Here is a 24,237-nt window from a genome sequence, read left to right as displayed (position 1 = left end):
CCGGGCGGGGCTAGAAGCCGCCGCCACCGCCGGCGTCGGCGGCCATGTTGGCAAACCGCGAGTAGTGGCCCTGGAAGGCCACCACAATGTCTTTTGTGGGGCCGTTACGGTGCTTGGCGATCAGGATGTCCGCCTCGCCGGCGCGCGGGGACTCCTTGTCATAGACGTCTTCGCGGTGGAGCAGGATCACCATGTCGGCATCCTGCTCGATGGAGCCGGATTCGCGCAGGTCCGAGACCATGGGGCGCTTGTCCTGGCGCTGCTCGGAGCCACGGTTCAGCTGCGACAGCGCAATCACCGGCACCTGGAGTTCTTTGGCCAGGAGCTTCAGGGCACGGGAGAACTCGGAGACTTCCTGCTGGCGGGATTCCACTTTCTTGCCCGAGCTCATGAGCTGCAGGTAGTCCAGGATCACCAGTTTGAGGTCATGCTGCTGCTTCAGGCGCCGGCACTTGGCCCGGATCTCCATCAGCGACATGTTGGGGCTGTCATCGATGAACAGCGGCGCATCGTTCATCCGGCCCATGGTGGTGGCAATCTTGGACCACTGCTCGTCCTTGATGGTGCCCTTGCGGAGGTCCTGGAGGCCGATCGTGGCCTCGGCGGACAGCAGGCGCATGGCGATCTCGTTGCGGCCCATTTCGAGGGAAAACATGACGGTCGCGAGGTTGTTCTTGATGGCGGCCGAGCGGGCGAAGTCCAGAGCGAACGTGGACTTGCCGACGGCCGGGCGGGCGGCGATGACGATCATCTGGCCGGGATGCAGGCCGTGGGTGAGTTCATCGAGCTCGTAGAAGCCGGTGGGGACACCCACCATGCCCTCGCCGCGGTGGCCGGAGGCCTCGATCTCGTCCACGGTGGATTCCATGACGTCCTTGAGGACCACATAGTCCTCGGCGGTCCGGCGTTCGGCGACGGCGTAGACCTCGGCCTGGGCCTGGTTGACCAGGTCTTCGACCTCGCCGTCCTGTCCGTAGCCGAGCTGGACGATCTTGGTGCCGGCGTTGACCAGGCGGCGCAGCACCGCGCGTTCGCCCACGATTTCAGCGTAGTAACCGGCGTTGGCCGCCGTGGGGACGGTCTGGATGAGTTCGTGCAGGTAGGCGGGTCCGCCGATCCTGTTGATTTCGCCGCGCTTGGTCAGCTCGTCCGAGACGGTGACGGCGTCCGCGGGCTCGCCGCGGCCATAGAGGTCGATGATGGCCTCGTAGATGGTTTCGTGCGCCGGACGGTAGAAGTCCTGGCCACGCAGGATCTCGACGACGTCGGCGATGGCGTCCTTGGACAGCATCATGCCGCCCAGGACTGACTGCTCCGCGGGGATGTCCTGCGGAGGCTTGCGGCTGCCCTCGGCTCCCCGCGTACCCTCGACTGAGTCCAGATGCGTAACTGACAAAACTGCCGTCCTTCATTGTGTGCCGTGGCGGATGTCCGTTCGCCGCGGCGCGTAAGCACTGCGCCTCATGCCCAATGCCCTCGTACCAGTGCCTTAAGGCCAAGCGCCGAACTGCTGTGATGCGGGCTGCAAAACCCGGCACATGCCGGCCGCTCTATTCTTACCAGTCAGCTCCGACAGTTCGCGCCGGCCCAGCGACCGCCGTTATCCACAGTGCTGGTGCGGCCGCAGGGCACCGGATCCCGGAGTCGGTGTCCTGGCGGGCACCATCCGGCGACCGCAGGTTTTCCGCTTCCCTCGCCCGATATCCTGCTACGTTATCCGCCGCCGGGGCAGGCACCAACCCGGCCGCCCCGCTGCCCTGTGGATAACCTGTGCACTAGTGCCTGATGCTTGTGCACACTCTGTGGGTAGAGCTGTGGATAGAAAAAATGTTAAGCCTGTAATCAGTGCTTGACCTGCGGAAATGTTGCATTCATCTTGTGGACACAAAACAATTTCCGCCAAGCTTCATCCACAGCCTGCACCTTGGGGCTGGGGATACGATGCGGCACAGGAGGCCACATTTGCAGCCCGATACGCGCATTTTGTGACCGGATTCATTCCCGCCGAGCCGAATTGACGCCAGCAGCGGCGCACTGTACGCAAGGTGCGGAACATGCTGTGGATAACCGCAATCTGGCATAAGCTCTAATCATGGGCGATGTACTGATAGTCATGTTGCCTGCCCTTATCCTCGCGACGGTGCTCTGGGCGGCGGTCACGGCGTTGAAGCCGCGGAACCACGGCATCTCAGAGGCCGAGCGCTACCAGCAGGAACTGGCGCTCAAGTCCCAGGCCCACTACGCGGCGCAGGTCCGGGCTGCCGAGGCCTCCCGCGCCCGGATTGAAGCGACCACGCGCCCCAGCCAGAACTCCCAGCAGCAGTCGCAGCAGGCCGACCACGCCCGCTCCGCCCTGTTGGGCCGGGACAGCTCCGGCCACCAGGATGCGTTGTCCGCCATTGGACACCTGAACCCACAGCTCCTCTTGCAGCTCCAGTCACTGGCCCACGACGGCCACAAGACGAAGGCCGTCCGGCTGCTGCGGCAATCGACCCGCTCGGACCTGAAGACCGCAAAGAATTACGTAGATCGGCTCTAGCACATGGACTCCCTGCTCATTCCCGTACTGATCCTGGTGCTCGTGGCCGCCGCCGTACTGCTGGCGGTACGGGCGTGGAGCCGCCGCGGCGAACGCACCAGGCCGGCACCAGCGCCGCAGCCGGACCCCAACTCCGCGGAGCTGGCCCGGACGGCGGCCGCCAGGCTCACCGAGGAGCAGCACCGGCAGCTCTACGCGCTGATCGCGCAGGGGCAGGCCATGGCCGCCATCAAGGTCTACCTCGAGGCCACAGGCGAGGGCCTCCGGGCGTCCCGCGACGCCGTCGCGGCGCTGGCAGCCCACCCCCAGCCCTTCCGCGCCCCTGAGCCGGCGCCGGCGGCCATTCCGGACGACGACAACGTGCCGCAGCGGTTCTCGTACCGTTACCGCGCGATCGCCAGCAAGGGCGATGTCACCCGCGAGGTGAGCAGCAACATGCTCAATGATGAGATCTACGGGAGGATCCGCACCCTGGCCAAGAGCGGCGACACCGAGGCCGCAGCGACCGCCCTGACCCGCCACTCGGATATTTCCATGAAACAGGCCCGGGAATTCATCGCACTGCTCGGCGACTGAACCCCGCTGGCCCACGCCCGCTCCGGGGCCACCCGCACGGCCGGCGACCCGGCAGGGCTAGAAGTCGAACAAGTCCCCCAGCCAGCCTTCCTTCTTCTTCGGACGGCGGCGGTCATCGTACCGCGGCTGCTCATACCTCGACTGGTCGGGACGCGGACGGTCGCGGCGGTCATCGTACCGGCGCTCGTCATAGCGGCGGTCATCCGGACGCCGGTCGTCCCGGCGCGGGTCGAGGTTGTACAGCGGCGGCGGAATATGGCCAGCCGCCGCAGGTGAAAACTCAGCAGGTGGAAACGCAGGTGGGACCGCTGCCGGCGGCACTGGTGCGGCGGGGACGCCGGCTTTCGGGCCCAACGACTCCGCCGCACGGCCGATGATCTTGTCCAGCTCTCCCCGGTCCAGCCACACCCCGCGGCATTGGGGGCAATAGTCGATCTCCACGCCGCTGCGTTCACTCATGATCAGGTCAATAGAATCCACGGGACACTTCATGTCCCGGACAACGAGCGGGCGGCCGAAAAGGTTCGGACGGCGCTGCGGGCCCGGAAGCCCGGCGCCGGGCAGACCTACCGCTGGGCAGCGATCCCGGCCAGCAGCTGCTCAAACGGCAGGGACTCCAGCGCGGCCGGCTTCTGCTGCGGCCCTGAGTCCTGCAGCAGGGCGACAAACTCCCCCGCCGCCCTGTCCACACGCACCGACAGCGGCGAGCCGCCGTCGTCGTTGTTTCCCCAGTCCTGCGGCCCGGCGAAAACCGCGGTGGCGGCGATCCGGGTGCGCAGGTAGGTGAACAGCGGCCGCATCGCGAAGTCCAGCACCATCTGGTGCCGGTCCGTGCCGGCGGTGGCCCCGATCAGCACGGCCTTGCCTTCGAGCGCCTTGGGATCGAGCACGTCGATGAAGGACTTGAAAAGCCCGCTGTAGGACGCGCTGAACACGGGGCTGACGGCGATCAGGCCATCAGAGGCCTCGACGCCGGCGACTACTTCGGCGAGCCGCGGAGCCGCATACCCGGTGACAAAGTTGTTGGCGATGTCCACGGCGAGGTCCCGCAACTCCAAGACCTCGATGTCCACGGCGTAGCCGGCCGCGGCAAGCTGCCGCTCGACCGAGGCCGCCAGCTGGTCCGCGAGCAGGCGGCTTGAGGAGGGGACGCCGAGTCCGGCGGAGATAACGGTGATACGGCGGGTTTCCACGGAGTGCTCCTAAGTTGAATCCTGGTCAGCAACGCGACTACATGCGTTTGCATCTACCTCTAGAAGCTCCGGGCAAGGGGATTTATTCCCGGCCACCCTCCCCGCCTGACAGGAATCCCGCGCTCTGCAAGACTGCCCTCATGGCTGAAAACATAACGCAGGCAACCGGCGCGTCGGTTCAGGAGTTCCTGGCCGCCGTCGAGCATCCGGTCCGGCGCGCCGACGGATTCCGCCTGCTGGCGCTGATGTCCGAAATAACGGGCGAACCGGCGCAAATGTGGGGTCCGACGATTGTGGGCTTCGGCCGCTACCACTACAAATACGCGAGCGGCAGGGAGGGCGATGCCGCGGCGGTCGGCTTCTCGCCCAGGAACTCCAGCCTGTCGCTCTACGGCCTGACCTATGGGCCGGAGGCCGCCGAACTCCTCGGCCGGCTGGGCAGGCACAAGCTCGGCACCGGCTGCCTGTACGTCAACAAGCTCGACGACGTCGACGAGGCCGTGCTCACCGAACTGGTCCGGCTCGGCTACTGGCATGTCACCACGGCGCTGCGCCACGACTAAGGGGATCCGCCCCGCCAAAGCAACGCGGGGTCACCTGCGGCCCATGACGCCGTCCAACATGGACCGGGTTAAAGCGGAAGGCCCCCGCCTTCGGTCCTCAGAGAGGTCCGGAGGCGGGGGCCTTCCAGCAGTTCAGGACTGCAGCCGGTGAGGGCTACTTGCCTGCGACTACGTCGAGTTCGATCACAGCGGAAACGTCGTCGTGCAGACGGACGTTTGCCTGGTAGGAACCGGTCGACTTGATGTGTGCCGGCAGTTCAACCTTGCGCTTGTCGATGCGGCCCAGGCCTGCGGCCTCAACAGCGTCGGCCACGTCGCCCTGCTTGACGGTGCCGAACAGGCGTCCGGTTGCGCCAGCCTTGACGACCAGCTTGACCGGCTTGGCGGAGAGTGCAGCAGCCTGCTTCTGAGCATCTTCCAGGGAAGCGTGCTCGCGGGCAACGCGGGCAGCCTTGATGGACTCAACCTGCTTCTCGCCACCCTTGGACCAGGTCAGGGCGAAGTTGCGGGGCAGCAGGTAGTTACGTGCGTAACCGTCCTTGACCTCGACAACGTCGCCAGCAGCACCGAGACCGGTTACTTCGTGGGTCAGAATGAGCTTTGCCATTTTAGTTAATCCCTTCCTTAGCCGCGGCCAGCGCCGGAGTAAGGCAGCAGAGCAACTTCGCGGGCGTTCTTGATTGCCTGGGCGATCTTGCGCTGTTCCTGCACCGTGACGCCAGTGACGCGACGGGCGCGGATCTTTCCGCGGTCGGAGATGAACTTGCGCAGCAATGCTACGTCCTTGTAGTCGATGACAGTGATGTCAGCGGCCTTCAAGGGGTTGGACTTTGGTTTGGGCTTACGGAGTTCAGCCTTAGCCATCGTGGAGCTCCTATTCGATGGAGCCCGTGGATATTGATCCACGGGATGGTGGTGATCCGGCGCAGTCTGCACCAGGCCGCCTTGCGGCGGCCAGTCGGTTTTCGTTGCCGGACCTTAGATGTTGTTTAGAAGGGAGGTTCGGAATCCGGGCCGTTGCCCCAGCCGCCGCCCGCATTGCTGACCCCGGGCGTGGCCCACGGGTCTTCCTGCGCGGCGGGCTGGTTGCCGCCCCAGGTCCCACCGGTGTTGCCGCCCTGGTTTGCACCCTGGCCGCCACCGAATCCACCGCCGCTGTTGCCGCCGCCGAAGCCACCCTGACCACCCTGACCGCCGGAGCGCTGGGTGCGGTTGACCTTGGCGTTGGCGTAGCGCAGGCTCGGGCCGATTTCGTCGACCTCAAGCTCGATAACGGTGCGCTTCTCGCCTTCTTTTGTTTCGTAGGAACGGCTCTTCAAGCGGCCGGAGACGATAACGCGCATGCCCTTTGTCAGGGACTCGGCGACGTTTTCGGCTGCTTCGCGCCAGACCGACGCGCGGAGGAACAGGGTTTCCCCGTCCTTCCACTCATTGGACTGCCGGTCGAAGGTGCGGGGAGTAGAAGCGATGGTGAAATTCGCTACGGCCGAACCGGACGGTGTGAACCTGAGTTCGGGGTCATTGGTGAGGTTACCGATAACCGTGATAGTGGTTTCGCCTGCCATCTACTGCCTCCTTGTGCGTTCCTGCGGGGATAAAGATTGAAGGTTGGCTGCTGAATTACTCAGCAACAACTTTCTGCTCTTCGGGGCGGGTGATCTTGGTGCGCATGATGGTCTCGTTGAGACTCAGCTGGCGGTCAAGTTCCTTGGCGGTAGCCGGCTCGGCGGTGAAGTTCACCACGGCGTAGATACCTTCGGACTTCTTCTGGATTTCGTAAGCCAGGCGACGACGGCCCCAGATGTCAACCTTTTCGATGGTTCCACCATCGTTGGTGATGACGTTCAGGAACTTCTGAAGCGACGGCTCAACGGCACGCTCTTCGACCTCGGGGTCGATGATTACCATCAATTCGTAAGGACGCATATGTGAACCCACCTCCTTTGGGCTAAGCGGTTACGGCATTTCCGTAACAGGAGGTTCATTTGCGGTGTCATGCAATGCCCGGCCGCCGGAACGGAGGCAGGGCGCAGCACAGACTTCAATAGCTTAGTGCATGCGGGCCGGAATCCGCGATTCCGTGCCTCCACCGTACGGCCCCGCGGCCTGGCCGGGAAGAGCGCCGGCGGGCATGTGGATAACCGCCACACGGCCAGCGGTCAGTCGGGGGGCGCATCGGCTGTGCCATGATCTGAAAATGCACACCAACCCCTCGTCAGCCGTGCCGCCGCCGCTCCGCCGCAGCCGTCTCCGCTTCGCCGCCATGGTGCTGTTGGGGCTGCTCGCCGCCGGGGCGGCAGGAATGTCAGGGCACTGGGTGCAGGCTCCCACGATTGGCTGGTGCGCCGCCGCCTTGACCTACGTCGTCTGGGTCTGGCTGGTTATCGGCCGCCTCGACCCTGCGGACACCCGGTTGCACGCCACAACGGAAGACCCGGCCCGGAGCACGACGGACCTGCTTATCCTGGCCGCCAACGCCGCCAGCCTGGCGGCGGCGGGAGCGGTCATCGTGGATTCGCACAACAACACTGACACCCTCTCCAGGATTGCCGGCGGGCTGCTCGCGGTAGTCTCGGTGGCGCTGTCCTGGACCCTGGTCCAGACGCTGTTCACACTGCGGTACGCGGAGCTGTACTACGGCACGGGCACGAGGGCAGGCTCCCGGGTGGGCGGCATCGACTTCAACCAGAGCAGGCCGCCGCAGTACACAGATTTCGCCTACTTAGCCACAAGTCTGGGCATGACATACCAGGTATCGGACACCGCGCTGCAGAACCATGGCATCCGGGCCGAGGCCCTCAAGCACAGCCTGCTCTCGTACCTCTTTGGGACCATCATTCTGGCAACCACCATCAACCTCGTAGTCGGCGTCGCCGCGTAGGGCGCCGCAAGCGTCAGGCCGCCGTCCGGAAGAACGTCCGGGTCACCGCGGCCAGCCGGTGCGGGTCCTCGACGCCGCAGAGCTCGCGTGCCGAGTGCATCGACAGCAGGGCGACGCCGACGTCGACCGTCCGGATTCCCAGCCGGGTGGCGGTCAGCGGGCCGATCGTCGACCCGCACGGCATCACGTTGTTGGAGACGAATTCCTGGTACGGAATACCGGCGTCGGTGCACAGCCGGGCCCAAAGGGCGGCGCCGGCGGCGTCGGTGGCATAGCGCTGGTTGGCATTGATCTTCAGCAGCGGACCACCGTTGAGGACCGGCCGGTTGGCGGGATCGTGCCGCTCGGGATAGTTCGGGTGCACGGCGTGGCCGGCGTCCGCGGAGACGCAGAACGACGCCGCGAAGGCCTGCCGCCGCTGGCTTGCAGAGGCGCCGAGTCCGTCCGAGATCCGCACGAGGACATCTTCGAGGATGGGCCCGCACGCCCCGGACCGGGACGCCGAGCCGATTTCCTCGTGGTCGAAGGCGGCCAGCACGGCAATCGGCGCACCGTCCGGCACGGGCGTGCCGGCGTGCGCCACCAGCGCCGTGAGCCCGGCGTGCGTCGCGGAGAGGTTGTCGAGCCGGCCGGAGGCGAAGAATTCGCCCCTGGCGCCGAACACCGCCGGGGCCTGGGTGTCTGCGATGACGACGTCGTACCCGCCGATCTGCGCCGGATCCACCTCGGCATCGGCAACGCGGTCCGCGAGGAGTCCGAGCAGGTCCTCGCCGGCTGGGTCGCCCAGGCCAAAGACCGGATTCATGTGCTGCTGCTTGTCCAGGGCCAGGCCCTCATTGACGGCCCGGTCCAGGTGGATGGCGAGCTGCGGGAAGCGCAGCAGCGGGCCGGTGGCCGTGAGGTGCTGCGTGCCGTCGCGCATGACGAGCCGGCCGGCGAGCTGGAGTTCGCGGTCCAGCCAGGAGTTCAGGAGGGGTCCGCCATAGACCTCGACGCCGGCCTGCAGCCAGCCGAACTTGCCGGTGGTGGGCTTCGGCTTGAGTTTGAAGGAGGGCGAGTCCGTGTGCGCGCCAAGGATGTTGAAACCGGTGGTCGGTCCGGCGCCTGCCGGGACCACCCAGGCGATGAGGGCGCCGTCGCGGATCACGTAGAACTTGCCGGCGGCGGCCGCGGGCTCCGGCCAGGGCTGCAGTTCGTCCAGACCGGTGAAGCCCGCCGTGTCCAGCCGGCGCGCGGCCTCGTGGACGGCGTGGAAGCTCGACGGCGACGCGCTGACGTACGCGCCGAGGTCCTGGATGTGCTCTGCGGCAGTGCTCGGTGTGGGCATGGCTCCGAGTCTAGCCCGGCACGCACGGGCCCCGGGGGCCGGGGTGCCGGGCGACGCCGCGCCTAGACGGTGACGTTGAGACCGGCGGCGTAGCCCGCGGCCACCGAGCCGGTGATGGTGGCCAGCTGGTAGATGCCGCCGTCGTTGCCGAACACGTTGTCGGACTTCAGCGTGGTGCGGGGGAAGTTCTGCGCGCTGGATTCGTACCCGGCCGACGCGTAAACCTGCTTGCACGCGGCCTCGGTCAGCGCGATCTGTGACACCGCCAGGACCTGGCCGGCCGCCGTCGCATTGTTCATGGACTCGAACACTTCGAAGTGGATATGCGGCCAGCGGCCGTTGTAGGCGCCGGGGTAGATGGTCTTGAACGTCACCTGGCCGTTCGCGTCGGCCTCCTGGACGCCGCGGAGGTAGTTCTCGTTCTGAAGCCCGGAATCGTACATGGAGTATTTGCCCTCGCGGTCACAGTGCCAGGCGTAAACCGCGTCACCGGCCAGCGGGGTGCAGCCGTTGGCGTTGTCCAGAAGGGTCAGCGTGACGGTCAGCGGTACGCCCCCGGCTGTGCTGGTGGAGGTCCCGAAGCTGGAGGTGATGTCCTGACGGACCACGCCGGATGCCTCGAGGACGTTGGGTCCGTTGGAACCGTCACCGGGGTAGGGGCCGGCGGTTTCCTGCGGGATTTCGACCCCGCACTCGGCGATCGCCCGGGTCAGCGTCGGAGTGGCCGAGGCCGACGTCGCCGCGGCCGAGGGCGCAGCGGCTGTTGCCGCCGGGGTCCCCGCGGCCGACGTCGAACTGCCACTGGTGCCGCTGGTGCCGCCCGGGCTGCAGGCCGCAAGGGCTGCGGCCGTTCCCGCGCCGATGAACATGCCCAGCGATCGGCGGCTGACGAGGGTGGAGAGATCGAATTGCAGGCCGCGGTCGTGGTTGGGGTGCGGCTCGTGCGGGGGCTGCGGCATTTTTGTCATGACCCCATCGAACCCGGCAGCGCTATGGGCTGGCTAGTCCCTTCCTGTGACGCGGCTGTGCTCCGGCACGCAGGCACATGCCCTCCCCTCGGCCCGGGGACTGGGCATGTCCCCCCGGCACGCATGGATATGCCCTCCCCTCGCGCCGGGCAGTGGACATGATGGCGCTATGTCCAGTAGTGGGCGCAGGGGGAGGGCATGTCCGGCGGTGCGGGACCGCCGCGGGGGCTTTCCGGGGCTACGACACCGGGCGGGCGCCCACCGTGGCGTCTTCAGCGCCAGGCTCGGCGTCAACCGGGGTGGCGTCGGCAGGAGCCTCGCCGGCACCTGTTGCGGGAACAGCGGCCTTGGCACCGTTCCTGCGGTAGCGGATGACCCCGATCCCCACGACGACGGCGGCGAGAGCCAGCGAGAGCAGCAGCGATTCCCGTGTGGATTCCAGGATCACCATGCCGATCAGCAGGGCCACGATGCTCACGATCGACACCCAGGTCAGGTACGGGAAGAGCCACATTTTCAGCTGGAGGTCCTTGGCGGCGGCGCCCATGCGGCGGCGCAGGATCAGCTGGGAGGTCGCGATGACGAGCCACACGAACAGCGCGATGGCGCCGGAGGTGTTGACCAGGAACAGGAAGACCGTGTCCGGGGCGACGTAGTTCAGTCCGACGGTGACGAAGCCGACCACGGTGGAGGCCAGTACCGCGGCAGCGGGCACGCCGCGCTTGGAAATCCGCATCCACGACTTGGGGGCGTCGCCGCGGCGGGACAGCGAGAACAGCATGCGGCTGGCGGTGTAGAGCCCGGAGTTCAGGCAGGAGAGCACCGAGGTCAGGACCACAATGTCCATGATGGTTCCGGCGCCGGGGATGCCGAACAGCTCAATGACGGCGACGTAGGGGCTCTTGGCGACGGAAGCGGAGTTCCAGGGCAGCAGGGTGACCACAATGGCGATGGAGCCGATGTAGAACACGAGGATGCGCCAGACGGTGGACTTCACGGCCTTCTTGACCGCATCGACCGGGTTCTCGGATTCGCCGGCGGCGATGGTGGCAATTTCCGCGCCGAAGAACGAGAACACCACCACGAGGATGCCGGCCAGGACGGCGCCGGGGCCGTTGGGCATGAACCCGCCGTTGCCGATCAGGTTGTCCAGGCCGGGCGCCGGAACGCCGGGGATGAGGCCCAGGATGGCGGCGACGCCGAAGAGCAGGAAGAGCACGATTGCCGCGACCTTGATGGAAGCGAACCAGAACTCGAATTCGCCGAACGACTTAACGGACCCGAGGTTGGTCAGCGTCAGCAGCACCATCAGGGCAAGCGCCCACACCCACTGGTCAATGCCGGGGACCCAGCGGTGCATGATCGCTGCCCCAGCCGTTGCCTCGATGCCGAGGACAATGATCCAGAACCATGCGTAGAGCCAGCCGATGCTGAACCCGGCCCAGCGGCCCAGGGCCTTGTCCGCGTAGGTGGAAAATGAGCCGGTTTCCGGGTTGGCCGCGGCCATCTCGCCCAGCATCCGCATGACGAGGATGACGACGAGTCCCGCCGCGGCATAGGCAACCAGGATGCCGGGGCCGGCCTGCTGGATCGCCGCACCCGAACCGACAAACAGTCCGGCGCCGATCACGCCGGCGATGGCAATCATGGACAGATGCCTGGGTTTCAGGGATTTTGAAAGCTGCTGGTCAGCGGGCATGGAAGCGCCGTCCTTCGTGGGGGGTTCAGGCCCGCTCGTTGCCGGCACGGAATCGAATCCATGCTGTGCGGCGGACCACAATGTCGTTTCACACTAGACCGCGCGGCGGACCGTCCGTCTTGTGCAGTCCCACAAATGACGGCGCGTCAGACCGGGCCATCACCCAACGCGAGGGCCAGGGAGTCAACCAAAGTTGCCTCACGGGCAATTCGGCAATGTGCCTGAAACCACTGCTTCAGGTACTACCTGCCGGTAACCTGCCTTGCGGCGGCCGGGGGGCGGCCGTCAGTAGTCCGCGTTGCTGGGCACCACGAGGCCGGTCTCATATGCGTACACCACGGCCTGGACGCGGTCGCGGAGGTGGAGCTTGGTCAGGATCCGGCGCACATGCGTCTTGACGGTGGCCTCGGACAGGAAGTACCGGTGCGCGATTTCGGCGTTGGAGAGTCCCTCCGCCATCGCCCCGAGCATCTCGTTTTCGCGGGGTGTCAGGTCCTCCAGCAACGGATCCCGCGCCGGGCGTGCGGGGCTGCCGGCCTGCTGGCCGCCCTCGTCCGCCCCGGCGTGCTGGCCGGCGGCGCCGCCTGTCCCTGCAGGATCCATGCCGCCGGCACCACGGACATAGGTCTCCAGCAGCCGCTGCGTAACACGGGGTGCCACCACGGCGTCGCCGCTGGCCACCACCCGCACCGCGCTGACCAGTTCTGCCGGCGCCACGTCCTTGAGCAGGAACGCAGAGGCCCCTGCCCGCAGTGCTGCAAAGGCGTATTCATCGAGGTCAAAGGTGGTCAGGATGATGATTTTGGCGTCGGAGCCCGAGGCGGCGATCGCCCGGGTGGCCTCGATCCCGTCCAGCACCGGCATCCGCACATCCATCAGGACGACGTCGGGCGCGAGCTCCCAGACGTGGCGGACCGCTTCGGCGCCGTTGGACGCCTCGCCCACGATGCACAAATCGTCTTCACCCTCCAGGATGAGGCGGAAACCCATCCGAAGCAGCGGCTGGTCATCCACCAGCAGGACGCGTACCGGCGTGTTGTCGGACATTGTTCCCCCTTGATTCCATGGCATTCTCGCCGTTGCAGTTCAGTTCCGCGTGCACGCGCCAGCCGCGGTCACCGGCGCGCCCGGCGTACACGGTGCCAGCGTAGATCCTGGCCCGCTCCCGCATCCCGGCGATTCCATGCCCGGTGCCGAAGGAGTCCAGTGCGTCAGGCTTCGCCTGCGCGCCGGTCCCGGGAGCCCCCGGGTCAACGGTGCCCCTGCCGTCGTCGAGCACTTCAATGGTGACGCGGGAGCCGTTCCGGACAATGCTGACCTCCACCCGGCTGAGCGCGCGGCCGTAGCGCAGCACGTTGGTCAGCGACTCCTGCACAATTCTGTAGACGGTCAGCTGAAACGCCGCATCGTCGGGCAGGGACGGGCCGGTGTGCGTGTAGTGCAGCGGCAGTCCCGCGGTGCGGAAGCCCTCGAGCAGTTTGGCCAGGCTGCCCCCGGCCACCAGCGGCTCGCGCGGGGCATGTCCCGTGGCGGCGTCCTCGCGCAGCACGCCAAGGACGCGCCGCATGTCGGCCAGCGCGGTGCGTCCGGTCCGGGAGAGTTCGGCCAGGACGCCGGCGGCGCGCTCCGGATCCTTCTTGACCACGACGGAGGCGCCGTCCGACAGGCTGATCATGACCGTCAGCGAGTGCGCCACGACGTCGTGCATTTCGCGCGCGATCCGGTTCCGTTCCGTGACCGAGCCCAGCTGCTGGGCCCGGGCGGCCCAGGCCGCGATCTCGTGCTCGTGCTCGCGCCGCTGCCGCACCGAGATCCCGATCCCCGTGGCGATCACATTCGAGAGCGCGATGCCGATGCCCGCCGCGATGCCCGTCAGCAGCTGGAAATTCTCCGGTGTGCGGACGGCCATGTCCGGGAGCCGGCCGTCCAGCGGGCCGACGGCCAGCAGGAAGTACAGGAGCAGCAGCGGGGCGGTGGTCAGGGCCAGGGCGGCGAGGGCGAACCGCCGGGTGCGGACGACGGCGACGGCGTACAGCGAAAACCAGAGCCCGGCGGAGACGTTGGACCCCCAGGGATGCAGGAAGGTGACCGCCAGTTCCAGGGCCCCCACAACCGCCGCCACCCGCACCGGATACGCCCGCCGGAAGAGCAGGACCGGCGCGGCCGCGGCGAGCAAAACGGCCACCGGCCAGTCGCCGTGGATGACCGATTCGACCGCCGTGGGCGTGACCAGGACCAGATAGCAGAGCACCACCAGGACGTCCATGACCCGAGGATTGGCCAGCAGGTAGCGCCGGAGCCGGCCGCGGCGGCGGGCCGTGAGTTCAGCAAGGGACGCGTCGGCCGGTCCGGCCGGCGCGTCCCTGACAGGTACCGCATCGATCATGCTCTGAGCCTAGACTCTGGGGCCCGTGGCGCCGGCCTAGACGTCCCGCCTCTTGAGCAGGACGGCGGCCAGGAGCACCGGGATGACAACCCAGGCGCCCAGCACCAGGGCGGCCTGCCAGGCTTCGAGGGTGTCCGGGAGGTGCTCCACCGCGGTCAGCGGATCCACGGTGTTGCCGGGCAGGTACTTGCGGGCCTCCACGAAGAAGTCGCCCGGAATGAGCTGGAAGGCGATGGGTGCCACGAAGAACAGGCCCACCAGGCTCATGATGCCGCCCGCCGAGTTGCGGATCAGCGTGCCCAGCGCCATGCCGATGGCCGCGACCGCCGCCACGTAAACGCTGTTGACAAGGAGCAGCTTGACCGACTGCGGGCTGCCCAGGTCCAGGCCCAGGCCGTAGTTGTCCAGGATCGGCACGGATACGAATCCGGCGGCCAGGGTGGATGCGGCGGTGACGACGAAGGAGGTCACCACCACCACCACGAGCTTGGCCGCGAAGGCGGGGATGCGTTTGGGCACCGCCGCGAACGTGGACCGGGCCATGCCCGTGGTGAACTCGGAGCTCATCAGCAGCACGCCGAGGGAGCCCAGGATCAGCTGGGCGAACGCGATGCCGGAGGTGGGCACGCTGACGGCGATGTCGCCGCCCTGGGCCGCGAGCCTGGCGCCGACCTCCGGGTCCCGGGCCGCGGCCTCGGAGAACTGGCCCGTCCCCCAGGCCGAAAGCGCCCCGAACCCCACCATGACCACCACTGTGGAGCCAAGCAGGATCAAAGTGGAGAGCAGGGTGCGGAACTTGATGAATTCGGAGTTGAGGACCCGCAGGAAGCTGGGGCCGGGACCGGAACTGCTGCCGTTTCCGGACCGCTGTGCGTCGGCGCCGCGGCGCGAGGGCGTGGATTCAACGGTTGTGGAGCTCATGGCTTAGTTGCCTCCGGCTTCGACGGGAACGGCGCCCGTGGTGATCAGCGAGTGGTATTCGACTTCATCCTTGGTCAGTTCCATGTAGGCCTCCTCGAGGCTGGCCTGCAGCGGGGTGAGTTCGTAGATCATGACGTGGTTCTCCAGCGCCGCAGTGGCGATCTGGCGCGGGTCCAGGCCTGTGACTTCGAGGAGTTCGCGCTCTTGGACCTCCACCGAGACCCCGGTCCCGGCCAGCAGCTGCATGAGCCGGTCCGGCTGGTCGGTGCGGACCCGCGTCCGGCCCTGGCCCTTGCCGGTGATGATCTCCTGGATCGGGGCGTCCGCAATGATCCTCCCGCGGCCGATCACGATCAGGTGGTCCGCCGTGACGGCCATCTCGCTCATGAGGTGGCTGGAGAGCAAGACCGTGCGGCCCTCGGAGGCCAGGTACTTCACCAGGTTGCGGACCCACACCACGCCCTCCGGGTCAAGGCCGTTGACGGGCTCGTCCAGGATGACGGTCTGCGGGTCGCCCAGGAGGGCGGCGGCGATGCCCAGCCGCTGGCCCATGCCGAGCGAGAAGCCGCCGACCTTCTTCCTGGCCACCTCGGCCAGTCCGGTCATCTCAATGACTTCGTGGACCCGCTTCTTCGGGATGCTGTGGGTCGCCGCCATGGCCAGCAGGTGGTTGTAGGCGGAGCGGCTCGTGTGGACTGCCTTGGCATCGAGCAGGGCGCCGACGTCGCGCAGCGGTGCGGCGTGCCCGGTCAGCGGGGACCCGTTGACCGTCACCGAGCCCGACGTCGGCCGGTCCAGCCCCATGATCATGCGCATAGTGGTGGATTTTCCGGCCCCGTTCGGACCCAGGAAGCCGGTGACCCGGCCGGCTTCGACGGTGAAGTTGACGCCGGCGACGGCGGTCTTGTCGCCGTAAACCTTGGTCAGGCCTCGTGCTTCGATCATGGAAGCGTTCCTTTGCGTAGCGGGAGATGATCCGGGGCACCGCAGTCACGGGCCCGTCTGCACACCACGCTACCGAGGCAAGCTGCGTATTTCGCCGGTCTCAGGGATGATTCAGGGGCTAATCAGGGTAGTCCGGGAGGATGACAGGGGTTTGGACGACGGGGTCGGGCGACAGGGTTCAGCCGAGGGGCGAATAGTAGGTCAGCGCGCCGGGGCGGACCGTGAATTCCACCCGCCGCACCCCGGGCATGACCTCTCCGTCGACGGCGAGGACCATGGGCCCGTTCCCGGGTTCCACCGTGATCCGGTCCGTTTCGCTCAGATGGGTAATCCCGGACGTGGCCACGGTGCCCGTGAGCACGGCCCAGAGCAGCCGCAAGCGGGCGAATGGCTCATCGGCGGTGATCATCCGCAGATCCAGGACGCCGTCCGCGAGTACCGGGCGAACCAGCGGCGCGTGGTCGCGGGGGTAATAGCGGCCGCGGCCGATGTACAGGATCCAGAGCCGGTGCCGCACCCCGTTGACGATCAGCGTGGTGGGGGTGCCGGCCGCGAAGGTCCGGAGCATGGCCACCACTCCGGCCAGGGGTTTGCCCAGTGCCGGCTGGAGCTGCTCCCGCCGGCGGACCAGGTTCGGGTAGAGGCCGATGCTGGCCGTGTTGAGCATGATCAGCTCGAGGTGCTCCGGGCTGTCGGGGAGCCCGCGCTCGACACTCACGTGGCCGACGTCGGCGACGGCGGCCTCGCCGCGCGACGCCGCATGCACGGCGTCCGCCAGGGTGGGGGTTCCGGCGTCGCGGGCGAAATGGTTCAGCGTGCCGCCGGGGAGCACCAGCAGCGGGAGGGAACGTTCGACGGCGGCGGCCGCCGCGGCGCCCACGGTCCCGTCGCCGCCCCAGACGCCCAGGGCCGCAATGCCCGGCCGGGTCGCGACCTGGGCGATGCCCGCGTCGACGGAGTCATCGGGCCCGATTTCCTTTATATACGCCTTAGGGAATACTTTTTGCAGGGCGTCGGCAGTCTCGTCAGCATAGGACCCGCCGAGGGTGTTGACCGCGATGCCGAGCCCCTGGCCGTCCGGGAGTTCCGCGGCCGGGGCAGCGCCGCGGCGGGTTTCCGGGAACGGTGGCCGGACGGGCCACCACTTCCGCGTCACCATGGCCGCGCCGGCGCCGATCGCGGACCCGAACAGCACATCCGAGGGCCAGTGGGCCCCGGTGTGGACCCGGGAGTAGGCCACTCCGGCCGCGAGGGGGGCAAGCGCCGCACCGAGGGCCGGGCGGACCATGCCGACCCCGAGTGCGAAAGCCACCGCGGAGGCGGAGTGTCCCGACGGCATCGACGAACTCGTCGGCTGCGGGTTCACGAAGCGGAAGACCGGAAGGTGTTCGGGCAGGGGGCGGGCCCGGGGCAGGAGGGTCTTGAACACGACGTTGGTCACCGCCGAGGCGGCGCCTTGCGCGATGAGTCCGTGCACTGCTGCCCGGCGCGTCTTGCCGGGCACCAGGGCCATGGCTCCGGCAACGCCGAACCAGAGTTTGCCCTTGTTGGCGGCGGCGGACAGACGGCGGAAGAAGTCGTCATGGCCTCCTCCCGGCAGATTGGAGACGGCGCCCACCAGTTTGCGGTCGAGTTTCGACAGGCGGCCGGGGGCCTTCCTCAGCATGGTTCGCATTGGACCACCATACTGCTACCTCGCGGGCAGCGGCTTCGCGGCTCCGGCCAGGACCAGCGCCACCACAATCGGAATCCCGATCGCCAGCAGGGCGGTCCTGATACCGGTCACATCGCCCAGGTAGCCCAACAGGGGCGGCCCGGCGAGGAATGCAATGTACCCCAGCGTGGACACGACGGACACCCGGGCGGCCGCCTTCCTGGGGTCGTCCGCCGCGGCGGACATCCCGATCGGGAACGCGAGGGCGGCCCCCACGCCCCACAGCACGGCACCGGCCGCGGCCAGCCAGATGGTGCCGGCGAACACGAAGAGGCAGAGGCCCGCCGTTGCCGCTGCCATGCTGGCGCGCAGCACGGCCACGCGGCCGTAGACATCGATCGCGCGGCCACCAAAGAAGCGCATGGCCGTCATGGCCAGCACGAAGGCGGCGAACAGGAGCGCCCCCGTGGATTGTTCAGCGCCCAGGCCGTCAACCGAGGCCTTGGCAATCCAGTCGTTGCCGGCGCCTTCAGTCAGGGTGGCGCCGAGGACGACGACGCCGATCAGCAGGGTGCGGCCGTCCCGCCAGGCCGAACCGCCCTTGCCGTGCTCCGCGTCCCCTGGAGCGGGTGCCTCGGCAGGCAGATGGGGCAGGAAATACCGGGGGGCCACCGTGGTCAGTACGGCGACGACGGCGGCGATGACCAGCAGGTGCTCCGGGAGCCCGACCCCCAGGGTGGACAGTCCGGCCCCGATCAGGGCGCCGACGAACGCGCCGCCGCTGAAGGCTGCGTGGAACTGCGGCATGATGGTTCGCCCGAGCCGGTGTTCGACGTCGGCACCTTCAATGTTCTGCGAAACATCCCACAAGCCGACGCCGATGCCGAAGAAGAACAGGGCCATCGCCGTCCCCGGGACGGAGGCCGCCATCAGGGACAGCGCCACGCCGACGCCGGCCGCCGCTGCCACCAGTCCGGCGCCGCGGACGGTGTTGGCGGTGCCGATCCGGCCGACGACGAACCCGGCCGTCGGCAGGGCGATCAGCGAACCGACCGCCAAGCACAGCAGCAGGGTTCCCATCTGGCCCGCGGTGATGTGCAGGATCTCCGTCACCGCGGGGATCCGGGCTGCCCAACTGGCGAAGACCAATCCATTGATCCCGAAGACAAGGAACGTCGCCCCGGTGGCAGCCTTCAGCTGCGGAACGGTTGCGGTACTGGTCATACGATCACTGCTTCCACCGAATGTTGGGCGAGTTGGTCAAGTTCTTCAGGGCTGAACGGCCGGTCGGTCACGATGGCGTCCACGGCGTCCAGGGAGGCGACGAGGGCTACGGCGCTGGCGTTCCATTTGGCTCCGGCACAGGCGACAATCACCCGGGCCGCGGATTCCAGGCCGGCGCGCTTTACGGCAGCGTCGTCGAGGTCGTGGGCCAACAGCCCGTCCTTGAGATTCAGGGCGCAGGGCGTGACGACGGCGGCGTCGAAGCGCAGCGAGCGGATGTTGGATTCCGTCATGGGACCGCGGAAGGAAAGTTCACCGGGGACGAGGCTGCCGCCGGGCATCAGGAGCTCGGGGCGGCGCCCGGCCGGAGCATCGTCCGGGGACAGCGCGGTGACGGCCCGCAGCGACATCGGCATGATCGTCATCTCACGCTGGCGCAACTGGCGGGCGATCTCCGTGGCGGTGGTGCCGCTGTCCAGCCAGACGTGTCCGCGGTCCGGAAGCATGGCCGCCACCCCGGCAGCGATCCGCACCTTGGCGGTGTGGTCCTCCAGCTCGCGTTGGCCGTATTCCGGGTTTTCACCGCCGAAAACCAGGCTCCTGGCTCCGCCGTGGACCCGTCGCAGCACGCCGTGCAGGGCCAGGATGTCGAGGTCGCGTCGGACGGTCGCACCGGAGGCGCCGCAGGCGGCGATGAGCTCGTCCACCGTCACGTGCTCCCGGTCGCGCAGCAGTCCGCCGATCAGGCGGTGCCGCTCATCAGTATTCATGCTCAAATGCTAGCGGTTTGTGATCATTTAATCATTTATTGCGCAAATGCACGGCTGCGCGGGGTCACGTGGCGCCCATAATCCCCTCGGGACCGGCGCCAAGTGACCCCGCGCTGCTTGGGTTAGCGGGCACGCTCGACGCGCTTTTCGTCCCAGACCGGTTCGGCGGACTCGTAGACCCTGCCGTCGGAGCCGAAGACCAGGAAGCGGTCGAAGGTGCGGGCGAACCAGCGGTCGTGGGTGACCGCCAGGACGGTGCCTTCGAAGTGGTCGATCGCCCGTTCCAGGGCCTCGGCCGAGTGCAGGTCCAGGTTGTCCGTGGGCTCGTCGAGCAGCAGCAGCGTGGCGCCGGAGAGCTGCAGCAGCAGGATCTGGAACCGGGCCTGCTGGCCGCCGGAGAGGGATTCGTACTTCTGCTCGGACTGCCCCGCCAGCCCGTAGCCGTCCAGCGCCCCGGCGGCGGCTTCGCGGCCCATGCCCGAGCGGTGCTCGTCGCCCCGGTGCAGGATTTCGAGCAGGGTCTTGCCCAGTAGGTCGGGCCGGACATGGGTCTGGGCGAAGAAGCCGGGCCGGATCCTGGCGCCGAGTTTCACGGTGCCCTCGTGCGGCACCTCCGCGATCTCGACGTCGGACACCGGCAGGTGCTCCCGCTCCGGATCCGTGCCGCCGGTGGCGAGCAGGCGCAGGAAGTGGCTCTTGCCCGAACCGTTGGAGCCGAGGACGCCCACCCGGTCGCCGAACCAGATCTCGGTGGAGAACGGCTTCATCAGGCCGGTCAGTTCCAGTTTCTCCGCCACGACGGCCCGCTTGGCGGTGCGACCGCCCTTGAGCCGCATCTGCACGTTCTGTTCGATCGGCAGGGCCTCGGGCGGGCCGGCCTCGAGGAACTTCGCGAGCCGGGTCTGCGCCGCGTGATAGCGGTTGGCCATGTCGGAACGGAACGCGGCCTTGTTCTTGTACATGTTGACGAGTTCCTTGAGCTTGACGTGCTCCTCGTCCCAGCGTTTGCGCAGCTCTTCGAAGCGCGCGTTCCGGTCGGCCCGGGCCTCGACGTAGGAGCCGAAGCCGCCGCCGTGGATCCACGCGCCGGCGCCGTTGATGCCCGGTTCCAGCGTGACGATGCGGCCGGCGGCGTTGTTGAGCAGTTCACGGTCGTGGCTGATGAAGAACACGGTCTTCTTTGACTCGTTCAGCTTGGCCTCGAGCCAGCGCTTGCCCGGGACGTCGAGGTAGTTGTCCGGCTCGTCCAGGAGCAGCAGTTCGTCGGGGCCGGCGAAGAGGGCCTCGAGGACCAGCCGCTTCTGCTCACCGCCGGAGAGGCTCGACGCCGGGCGGTGCTGTGCCCGGTCGAACGGCAGGCCGAGGGCGGCCATGCAGACCTCGTCCCAGACAGTTTCGACGTCGTAGCCGCCGGCGTCTCCCCAATCCACGATCGCCTGGGCATAGGCCATCTGGGTGGGCTCGTCGTCGTGCTCCAGCATGGCGAGCTCTGCCTCGTCGACGGTACGCGCGGCGGTGGCCAGCGCGGGCGGGGCGGCGGAGACCAGGAGGTCGCGGACCGTGGAGTCATCCCGGACCTGGCCCACGAACTGGCGCATGATGCCCATGTTGCCGGAGCGGCCGATCACGCCTTCATCCGCGACGAGGTCGCCGGAAATGATGCGGAACAGCGTGGTCTTGCCGGTCCCGTTGGGCCCGATCAGCGCTGTCTTGGTGCCGTCCGGGACCTTGAAGGTCACCCCGTTGAGCAGCTGGGTGCCGTCGGAGAGGAAGTAGTCGATGCCGGATACGTCAATATGAGCCACGCGTTCAATCTTCCCACGGCCGGACCGGCCGTGGCCCGGGCGCCTGGCTGTTTACCAGGAGGTCCGGTCGGAGCCCTGCCCAGGGCCGCACCGCCTCCACGGCGGCGCCCACGGTGAAGACTGTAGCGTCCTCGAACGGATGGCCCACGATCTGCACACCCGTGGGGATGCCGCAGTCGGCCATGCCGCTCGGCACGGCAAGGACGGGGCAGCGGTTGCTGATGTTGAAGGGCGCCGTCATGTGCCCCTGCCAGTAGTGCCCGAGCCGCTCGCCCCCGGCGTCGATCCCGTCAAGGTACATGCCGTCCGCATCCAGGGCGGCCACGGCCGAGGCCGGACAGAGAAGGGCGTCGAAGCCGGACATCGCCGCGGCAAGCTCGGCCTGGATGCGGGTTTCCGCCTGGATGCCGTCGACGAACCGGTTTTCCGCGGCGGCTTTCCGGGCGTCGGCCATGAACCGCCGTGTGTACGGGGCCAGCAGCTCGGGAGACTCTGCGGTCGCGTCCTCCATAGCCGGCCCGAGGAGGTAGCCGAAATGTGTGAACATAGTCCGGCTGATGTCCTCGGTGGTCCAGGGCAGCTCGATCTCTTCCACCACGGCGCCGGCATCACGCAGGGCCGCTGCCACGCCGCGCGTATTGGCCTCAACATCAGCGGCGACGGGATAGTTCCCCAGCCGGATGCAGAGAGCGATGCGCATGCCGGCCACTGCCGAGCCGGCGTCAGCACCCGGCGGGCAGGACAGCGCCGGACTCCCGGCGAGGGAGCTGTGGTCGCCCGGATGACGGCCCGCCATAACGTTCGCCAGCAGGGCTGCGTCCGCCACGGTCCGTGCCATTGGGCCGTCGCCGCGGTAGTGGTCCGCGGAGAGCGGGGCCAGGCCGGGAATCCTTCCGTAGGGTGCCTTGTAGCCGACGGTCCCGGTGAACGACGCCGGCAAACGGGTTGACCCGGCGATGTCGGAGGCGGTGGCGAGCGGCGCCAGCCCGGCGGCCAGTGCCGCCCCGGAACCGCCGGAGGAGCCGCCCGGGGAATACTGCCGGTTCCAGGGATTGCGCGTGACCCCCCACAGGGGACTGTGGGTGACGGTTGCGCAGCTGTATTCGGGCGTGGTGGTGCGGGCATGGATGATGCCGCCGGCACGCCGGATTCGGTCGATGACGGGATGGTCCGCGTGCGCGAGCTCCCCCTTGCGGGCTACGAGCCCCTGCGAAAGGGTGCGTCCCCGGAGCCCGTGCTTTTCCTTGGCGGCCACCGGCAGCCCCAGCAGGGGTGTGAGGTCCCGCCCCCGCGCATACCGTGCGGCGGCCTGCCGTGCTGCCGGGACCGCCTCTTCGAACAGGGTTTCCGTCAGGGCGTTGATTCCGCCGTTGACGGCCTCGGTCCTGGTGATCACCGCTTCCATGAGCTCCACCGGCGAGAGCTCCCGGGAGCGGAAGAGCCGCAGGGCCGTGCCGGCGTCGAGGTAGTGCAGCTCGGTCATGCCAGGGCCGCTGCCGGCTGGGAGGAGGCTTCGGCGAGGGCGCCGGCAACCAGCTCCCGGGCCACACCGGTGAGCATGTCCACCCCGTCAACCATGTCCTCGTCGGTGCTGAATTCCCGTTCGCAGTGCGAGACGCCGTCCACGCTGGGAATGAAGAGCATGACTGTCGGCGCCACCGTGTTCATGGCAACGGAATCGTGGCCGGCCATGGTCTGGATCCGCCGCGCGGAAAGGCCCAGGTCTGCAGCCACCCTGTCCGCGAGTTCAAGTCCGCCTTCGGGGAAGCGGCGGATCGGACGGATGTCGAAGTCCTTCACATTGACTTTGATGTCGTGCTCGCGTGCCAGCACGTCGATGTCCTCGATGAGCTTGGCGCGGGCCGCCTTGACGATGTCCGGATCGCCGGAGCGGAGGTCCGCGACGAGGTGGACCCTTCGGGCCACCACAATGGGCGAGTTCGGTTCGAGGGTCAGCTGCCCCACCGATGAGACGAGGGCCTCCTCGGCAAACTCCGCAGTGACGTCGTGCACCATAAGGATGATCTTGGAGGCTGCCACCAGGGCGTCGTGCCGGTCGGCCATGGCCGTCGCTCCGGTATGCGACTGTTCGCCCAGCACTTCGATGTCCAGTTTCTGGGTGTACCAGCTGCTGTCGACCAGACCGATGGAGATGCCCTCGCGTTCCAGGACCCGGCCCTGCTCGATGTGGATCTCGGCGTAGCCGGCCGCCTCGGGCCCCTCAGACGTGCCGAGGTACCCGATGCCGTCCAGCGCCTCACGGACCGTGATGCCTTGCAGGTCCGCCACATCCAGCATTTGTTCCCGCTGCAGGAGTCCCGCAAACACCGAACTTCCCATGATGCTCGGCGCGAACCGGCCGCCTTCCTCGTTGAACCAATTCACCACCGCCAGGTTGAACCGCGGCGCGGCGCCGCCCTCCGCAACCTCGGCGTCCAGCCGCCCGGCCGCGTGCAGGGCGGCTACGACGCCGTACGCGCCGTCGAACCGGCCGCCTAGCGGCTGGCTGTCCAGGTGGGATCCGATCAGCACATAGGGCGCCCCCGGCGTCCACTCCAGAAGTCCGAACATGTTGCCGATCCCGTCCACCCGGAGTTCCCATCCGGCGTCGCGCACCCACCCGGCGAACCAGTGGCGTGTCTGCGCATCCTCCGGGGTCGCCGCCTGGCGGTCGACGCCGTTGTCGCGGGTGGCGCCGATGGTGGCCACGTGGTGGAAGTCTTCGAGGAAAGCTGCTGAGGTCATGGGAAATCCTTTGTAGGTTGCGGTTGAGATGGTGGGGCGGC

24 protein-coding genes are annotated in these 24,237 nt (G+C 67.8%); 4 read left to right on the top strand and 20 right to left on the bottom strand.

Annotated features, from left to right (window positions below):
• Positions 1-10: 10 nt before the first annotated feature.
• Positions 11-1,396, bottom strand: coding sequence for a replicative DNA helicase (gene dnaB, locus AC1D0A_RS16235; RefSeq protein WP_018775337.1), 1,386 nt, complete (start codon positions 1,394-1,396; stop codon positions 11-13).
• 696 nt (positions 1,397-2,092) lie between these two features.
• On the opposite strand from dnaB, the gene AC1D0A_RS16230 reads away from it, so the two are divergent.
• Both AC1D0A_RS16230 and AC1D0A_RS16225 read left to right on the top strand, forming a co-directional pair.
• Positions 2,093-2,539, top strand: a complete 447-nt coding sequence (locus AC1D0A_RS16230; RefSeq protein WP_028277634.1) for a hypothetical protein — start codon at positions 2,093-2,095, stop codon at positions 2,537-2,539.
• A 3-nt stretch (positions 2,540-2,542) separates the two neighbouring features.
• Positions 2,543-3,115 carry a hypothetical protein gene (locus tag AC1D0A_RS16225; protein WP_476946297.1) on the top strand — a complete coding sequence of 191 codons (573 nt, stop codon included), beginning with the start codon at positions 2,543-2,545 and terminating at the stop codon, positions 3,113-3,115.
• A 57-nt stretch (positions 3,116-3,172) separates the two neighbouring features.
• On the opposite strand, the gene AC1D0A_RS16220 is transcribed toward AC1D0A_RS16225, so the two are convergent.
• Both AC1D0A_RS16220 and AC1D0A_RS16215 read right to left on the bottom strand, forming a co-directional pair.
• Entirely contained in the window at positions 3,173-3,607 is a 435-nt protein-coding gene (locus tag AC1D0A_RS16220; protein WP_476946296.1) for a TFIIB-type zinc ribbon-containing protein, read from the bottom strand.
• 74 nt (positions 3,608-3,681) lie between these two features.
• Complete coding sequence (locus AC1D0A_RS16215; RefSeq protein ID WP_476946295.1) at positions 3,682-4,308, bottom strand: FMN reductase; 627 nt, start codon at positions 4,306-4,308, stop codon at positions 3,682-3,684.
• 140 nt (positions 4,309-4,448) lie between these two features.
• Here AC1D0A_RS16215 and AC1D0A_RS16210 point away from each other — a divergent pair, with 140 nt between their 5' ends.
• Positions 4,449-4,871, top strand: a complete 423-nt coding sequence (locus tag AC1D0A_RS16210) for a DUF1801 domain-containing protein (RefSeq protein ID WP_476946294.1) — start codon at positions 4,449-4,451, stop codon at positions 4,869-4,871.
• 154 nt (positions 4,872-5,025) lie between these two features.
• Here AC1D0A_RS16210 and rplI read toward each other — a convergent pair whose 3' ends face one another.
• From rplI to rpsF, 4 genes are all read right to left on the bottom strand, one after another.
• On the bottom strand, positions 5,026-5,478 hold the full coding sequence (gene rplI, locus AC1D0A_RS16205) for a 50S ribosomal protein L9 (protein WP_018775331.1): 453 nt from the start codon (positions 5,476-5,478) through the stop codon (positions 5,026-5,028).
• A 17-nt stretch (positions 5,479-5,495) separates the two neighbouring features.
• Positions 5,496-5,735 carry a 30S ribosomal protein S18 gene (rpsR, locus tag AC1D0A_RS16200; protein ID WP_003800144.1) on the bottom strand — a complete coding sequence of 80 codons (240 nt, stop codon included), beginning with the start codon at positions 5,733-5,735 and terminating at the stop codon, positions 5,496-5,498.
• Positions 5,736-5,860: 125 nt separating this feature from the next.
• A complete protein-coding gene (locus tag AC1D0A_RS16195) occupies positions 5,861-6,436 on the bottom strand; it encodes a single-stranded DNA-binding protein (RefSeq protein WP_018775330.1) in 576 nt (191 codons plus the stop codon).
• Positions 6,437-6,491: 55 nt separating this feature from the next.
• Positions 6,492-6,797 carry a 30S ribosomal protein S6 gene (gene rpsF / locus AC1D0A_RS16190; protein WP_026266755.1) on the bottom strand — a complete coding sequence of 102 codons (306 nt, stop codon included), beginning with the start codon at positions 6,795-6,797 and terminating at the stop codon, positions 6,492-6,494.
• Positions 6,798-7,068: 271 nt separating this feature from the next.
• Between rpsF and AC1D0A_RS16185 the strand changes: the two genes are divergently transcribed.
• Positions 7,069-7,752, top strand: coding sequence for a DUF1345 domain-containing protein (locus AC1D0A_RS16185; RefSeq protein ID WP_476870321.1), 684 nt, complete (start codon positions 7,069-7,071; stop codon positions 7,750-7,752).
• A gap of 13 nt (positions 7,753-7,765) precedes the next feature.
• On the opposite strand, the gene AC1D0A_RS16180 is transcribed toward AC1D0A_RS16185, so the two are convergent.
• From AC1D0A_RS16180 to AC1D0A_RS16120, 13 genes are all read right to left on the bottom strand, one after another.
• Entirely contained in the window at positions 7,766-9,079 is a 1,314-nt protein-coding gene (locus AC1D0A_RS16180) for a M18 family aminopeptidase (protein ID WP_476946293.1), read from the bottom strand.
• Between the two features lie 62 nt (positions 9,080-9,141).
• On the bottom strand, positions 9,142-10,038 hold the full coding sequence (locus AC1D0A_RS16175) for an intradiol ring-cleavage dioxygenase (protein WP_476946335.1): 897 nt from the start codon (positions 10,036-10,038) through the stop codon (positions 9,142-9,144).
• 247 nt (positions 10,039-10,285) lie between these two features.
• A complete protein-coding gene (locus AC1D0A_RS16170; RefSeq protein WP_243178124.1) occupies positions 10,286-11,746 on the bottom strand; it encodes an amino acid permease in 1,461 nt (486 codons plus the stop codon).
• A gap of 285 nt (positions 11,747-12,031) precedes the next feature.
• On the bottom strand, positions 12,032-12,793 hold the full coding sequence (locus AC1D0A_RS16165) for a response regulator (protein ID WP_243178125.1): 762 nt from the start codon (positions 12,791-12,793) through the stop codon (positions 12,032-12,034).
• Positions 12,753-14,132 (bottom strand): sensor histidine kinase, encoded by a 1,380-nt coding sequence (locus AC1D0A_RS16160; RefSeq protein ID WP_476942803.1) that lies wholly within the window; start codon positions 14,130-14,132, stop codon positions 12,753-12,755. Before AC1D0A_RS16160 ends, AC1D0A_RS16165 begins: the two co-directional genes overlap by 41 nt.
• Positions 14,133-14,168: 36 nt before the next feature.
• Entirely contained in the window at positions 14,169-15,053 is an 885-nt protein-coding gene (locus tag AC1D0A_RS16155; protein ID WP_476942802.1) for an ABC transporter permease, read from the bottom strand.
• 3 nt (positions 15,054-15,056) lie between these two features.
• Positions 15,057-15,998 (bottom strand): ABC transporter ATP-binding protein, encoded by a 942-nt coding sequence (locus AC1D0A_RS16150; protein ID WP_476946292.1) that lies wholly within the window; start codon positions 15,996-15,998, stop codon positions 15,057-15,059.
• 178 nt (positions 15,999-16,176) lie between these two features.
• Entirely contained in the window at positions 16,177-17,673 is a 1,497-nt protein-coding gene (locus AC1D0A_RS16145; RefSeq protein WP_476946291.1) for a phosphatase PAP2 family protein, read from the bottom strand.
• A 15-nt stretch (positions 17,674-17,688) separates the two neighbouring features.
• Positions 17,689-18,876, bottom strand: a complete 1,188-nt coding sequence (locus AC1D0A_RS16140; RefSeq protein WP_476942800.1) for an MFS transporter — start codon at positions 18,874-18,876, stop codon at positions 17,689-17,691.
• Positions 18,873-19,646, bottom strand: a complete 774-nt coding sequence (locus tag AC1D0A_RS16135; protein WP_028277647.1) for a DeoR/GlpR family DNA-binding transcription regulator — start codon at positions 19,644-19,646, stop codon at positions 18,873-18,875. The genes AC1D0A_RS16140 and AC1D0A_RS16135 overlap by 4 nt, the downstream gene beginning before the upstream one ends.
• 122 nt (positions 19,647-19,768) lie before the next feature.
• On the bottom strand, positions 19,769-21,451 hold the full coding sequence (locus tag AC1D0A_RS16130; RefSeq protein WP_476942799.1) for an ABC-F family ATP-binding cassette domain-containing protein: 1,683 nt from the start codon (positions 21,449-21,451) through the stop codon (positions 19,769-19,771).
• Positions 21,452-21,455: 4 nt separating this feature from the next.
• Positions 21,456-22,934: an amidase gene (locus AC1D0A_RS16125; protein ID WP_476946290.1), complete on the bottom strand. Its 1,479-nt coding sequence runs from the start codon at positions 22,932-22,934 to the stop codon at positions 21,456-21,458.
• A complete protein-coding gene (locus AC1D0A_RS16120) occupies positions 22,931-24,196 on the bottom strand; it encodes a M20 family metallo-hydrolase (RefSeq protein WP_476946289.1) in 1,266 nt (421 codons plus the stop codon). The genes AC1D0A_RS16125 and AC1D0A_RS16120 overlap by 4 nt, the downstream gene beginning before the upstream one ends.
• Between the last annotated feature and the right edge of the window lie 41 nt (positions 24,197-24,237).

The sequence above is a fragment of the Arthrobacter sp. P1_D4 genome, assembly GCF_056406115.1.
This window is presented reverse-complemented; position numbering and strand designations above follow the sequence as displayed.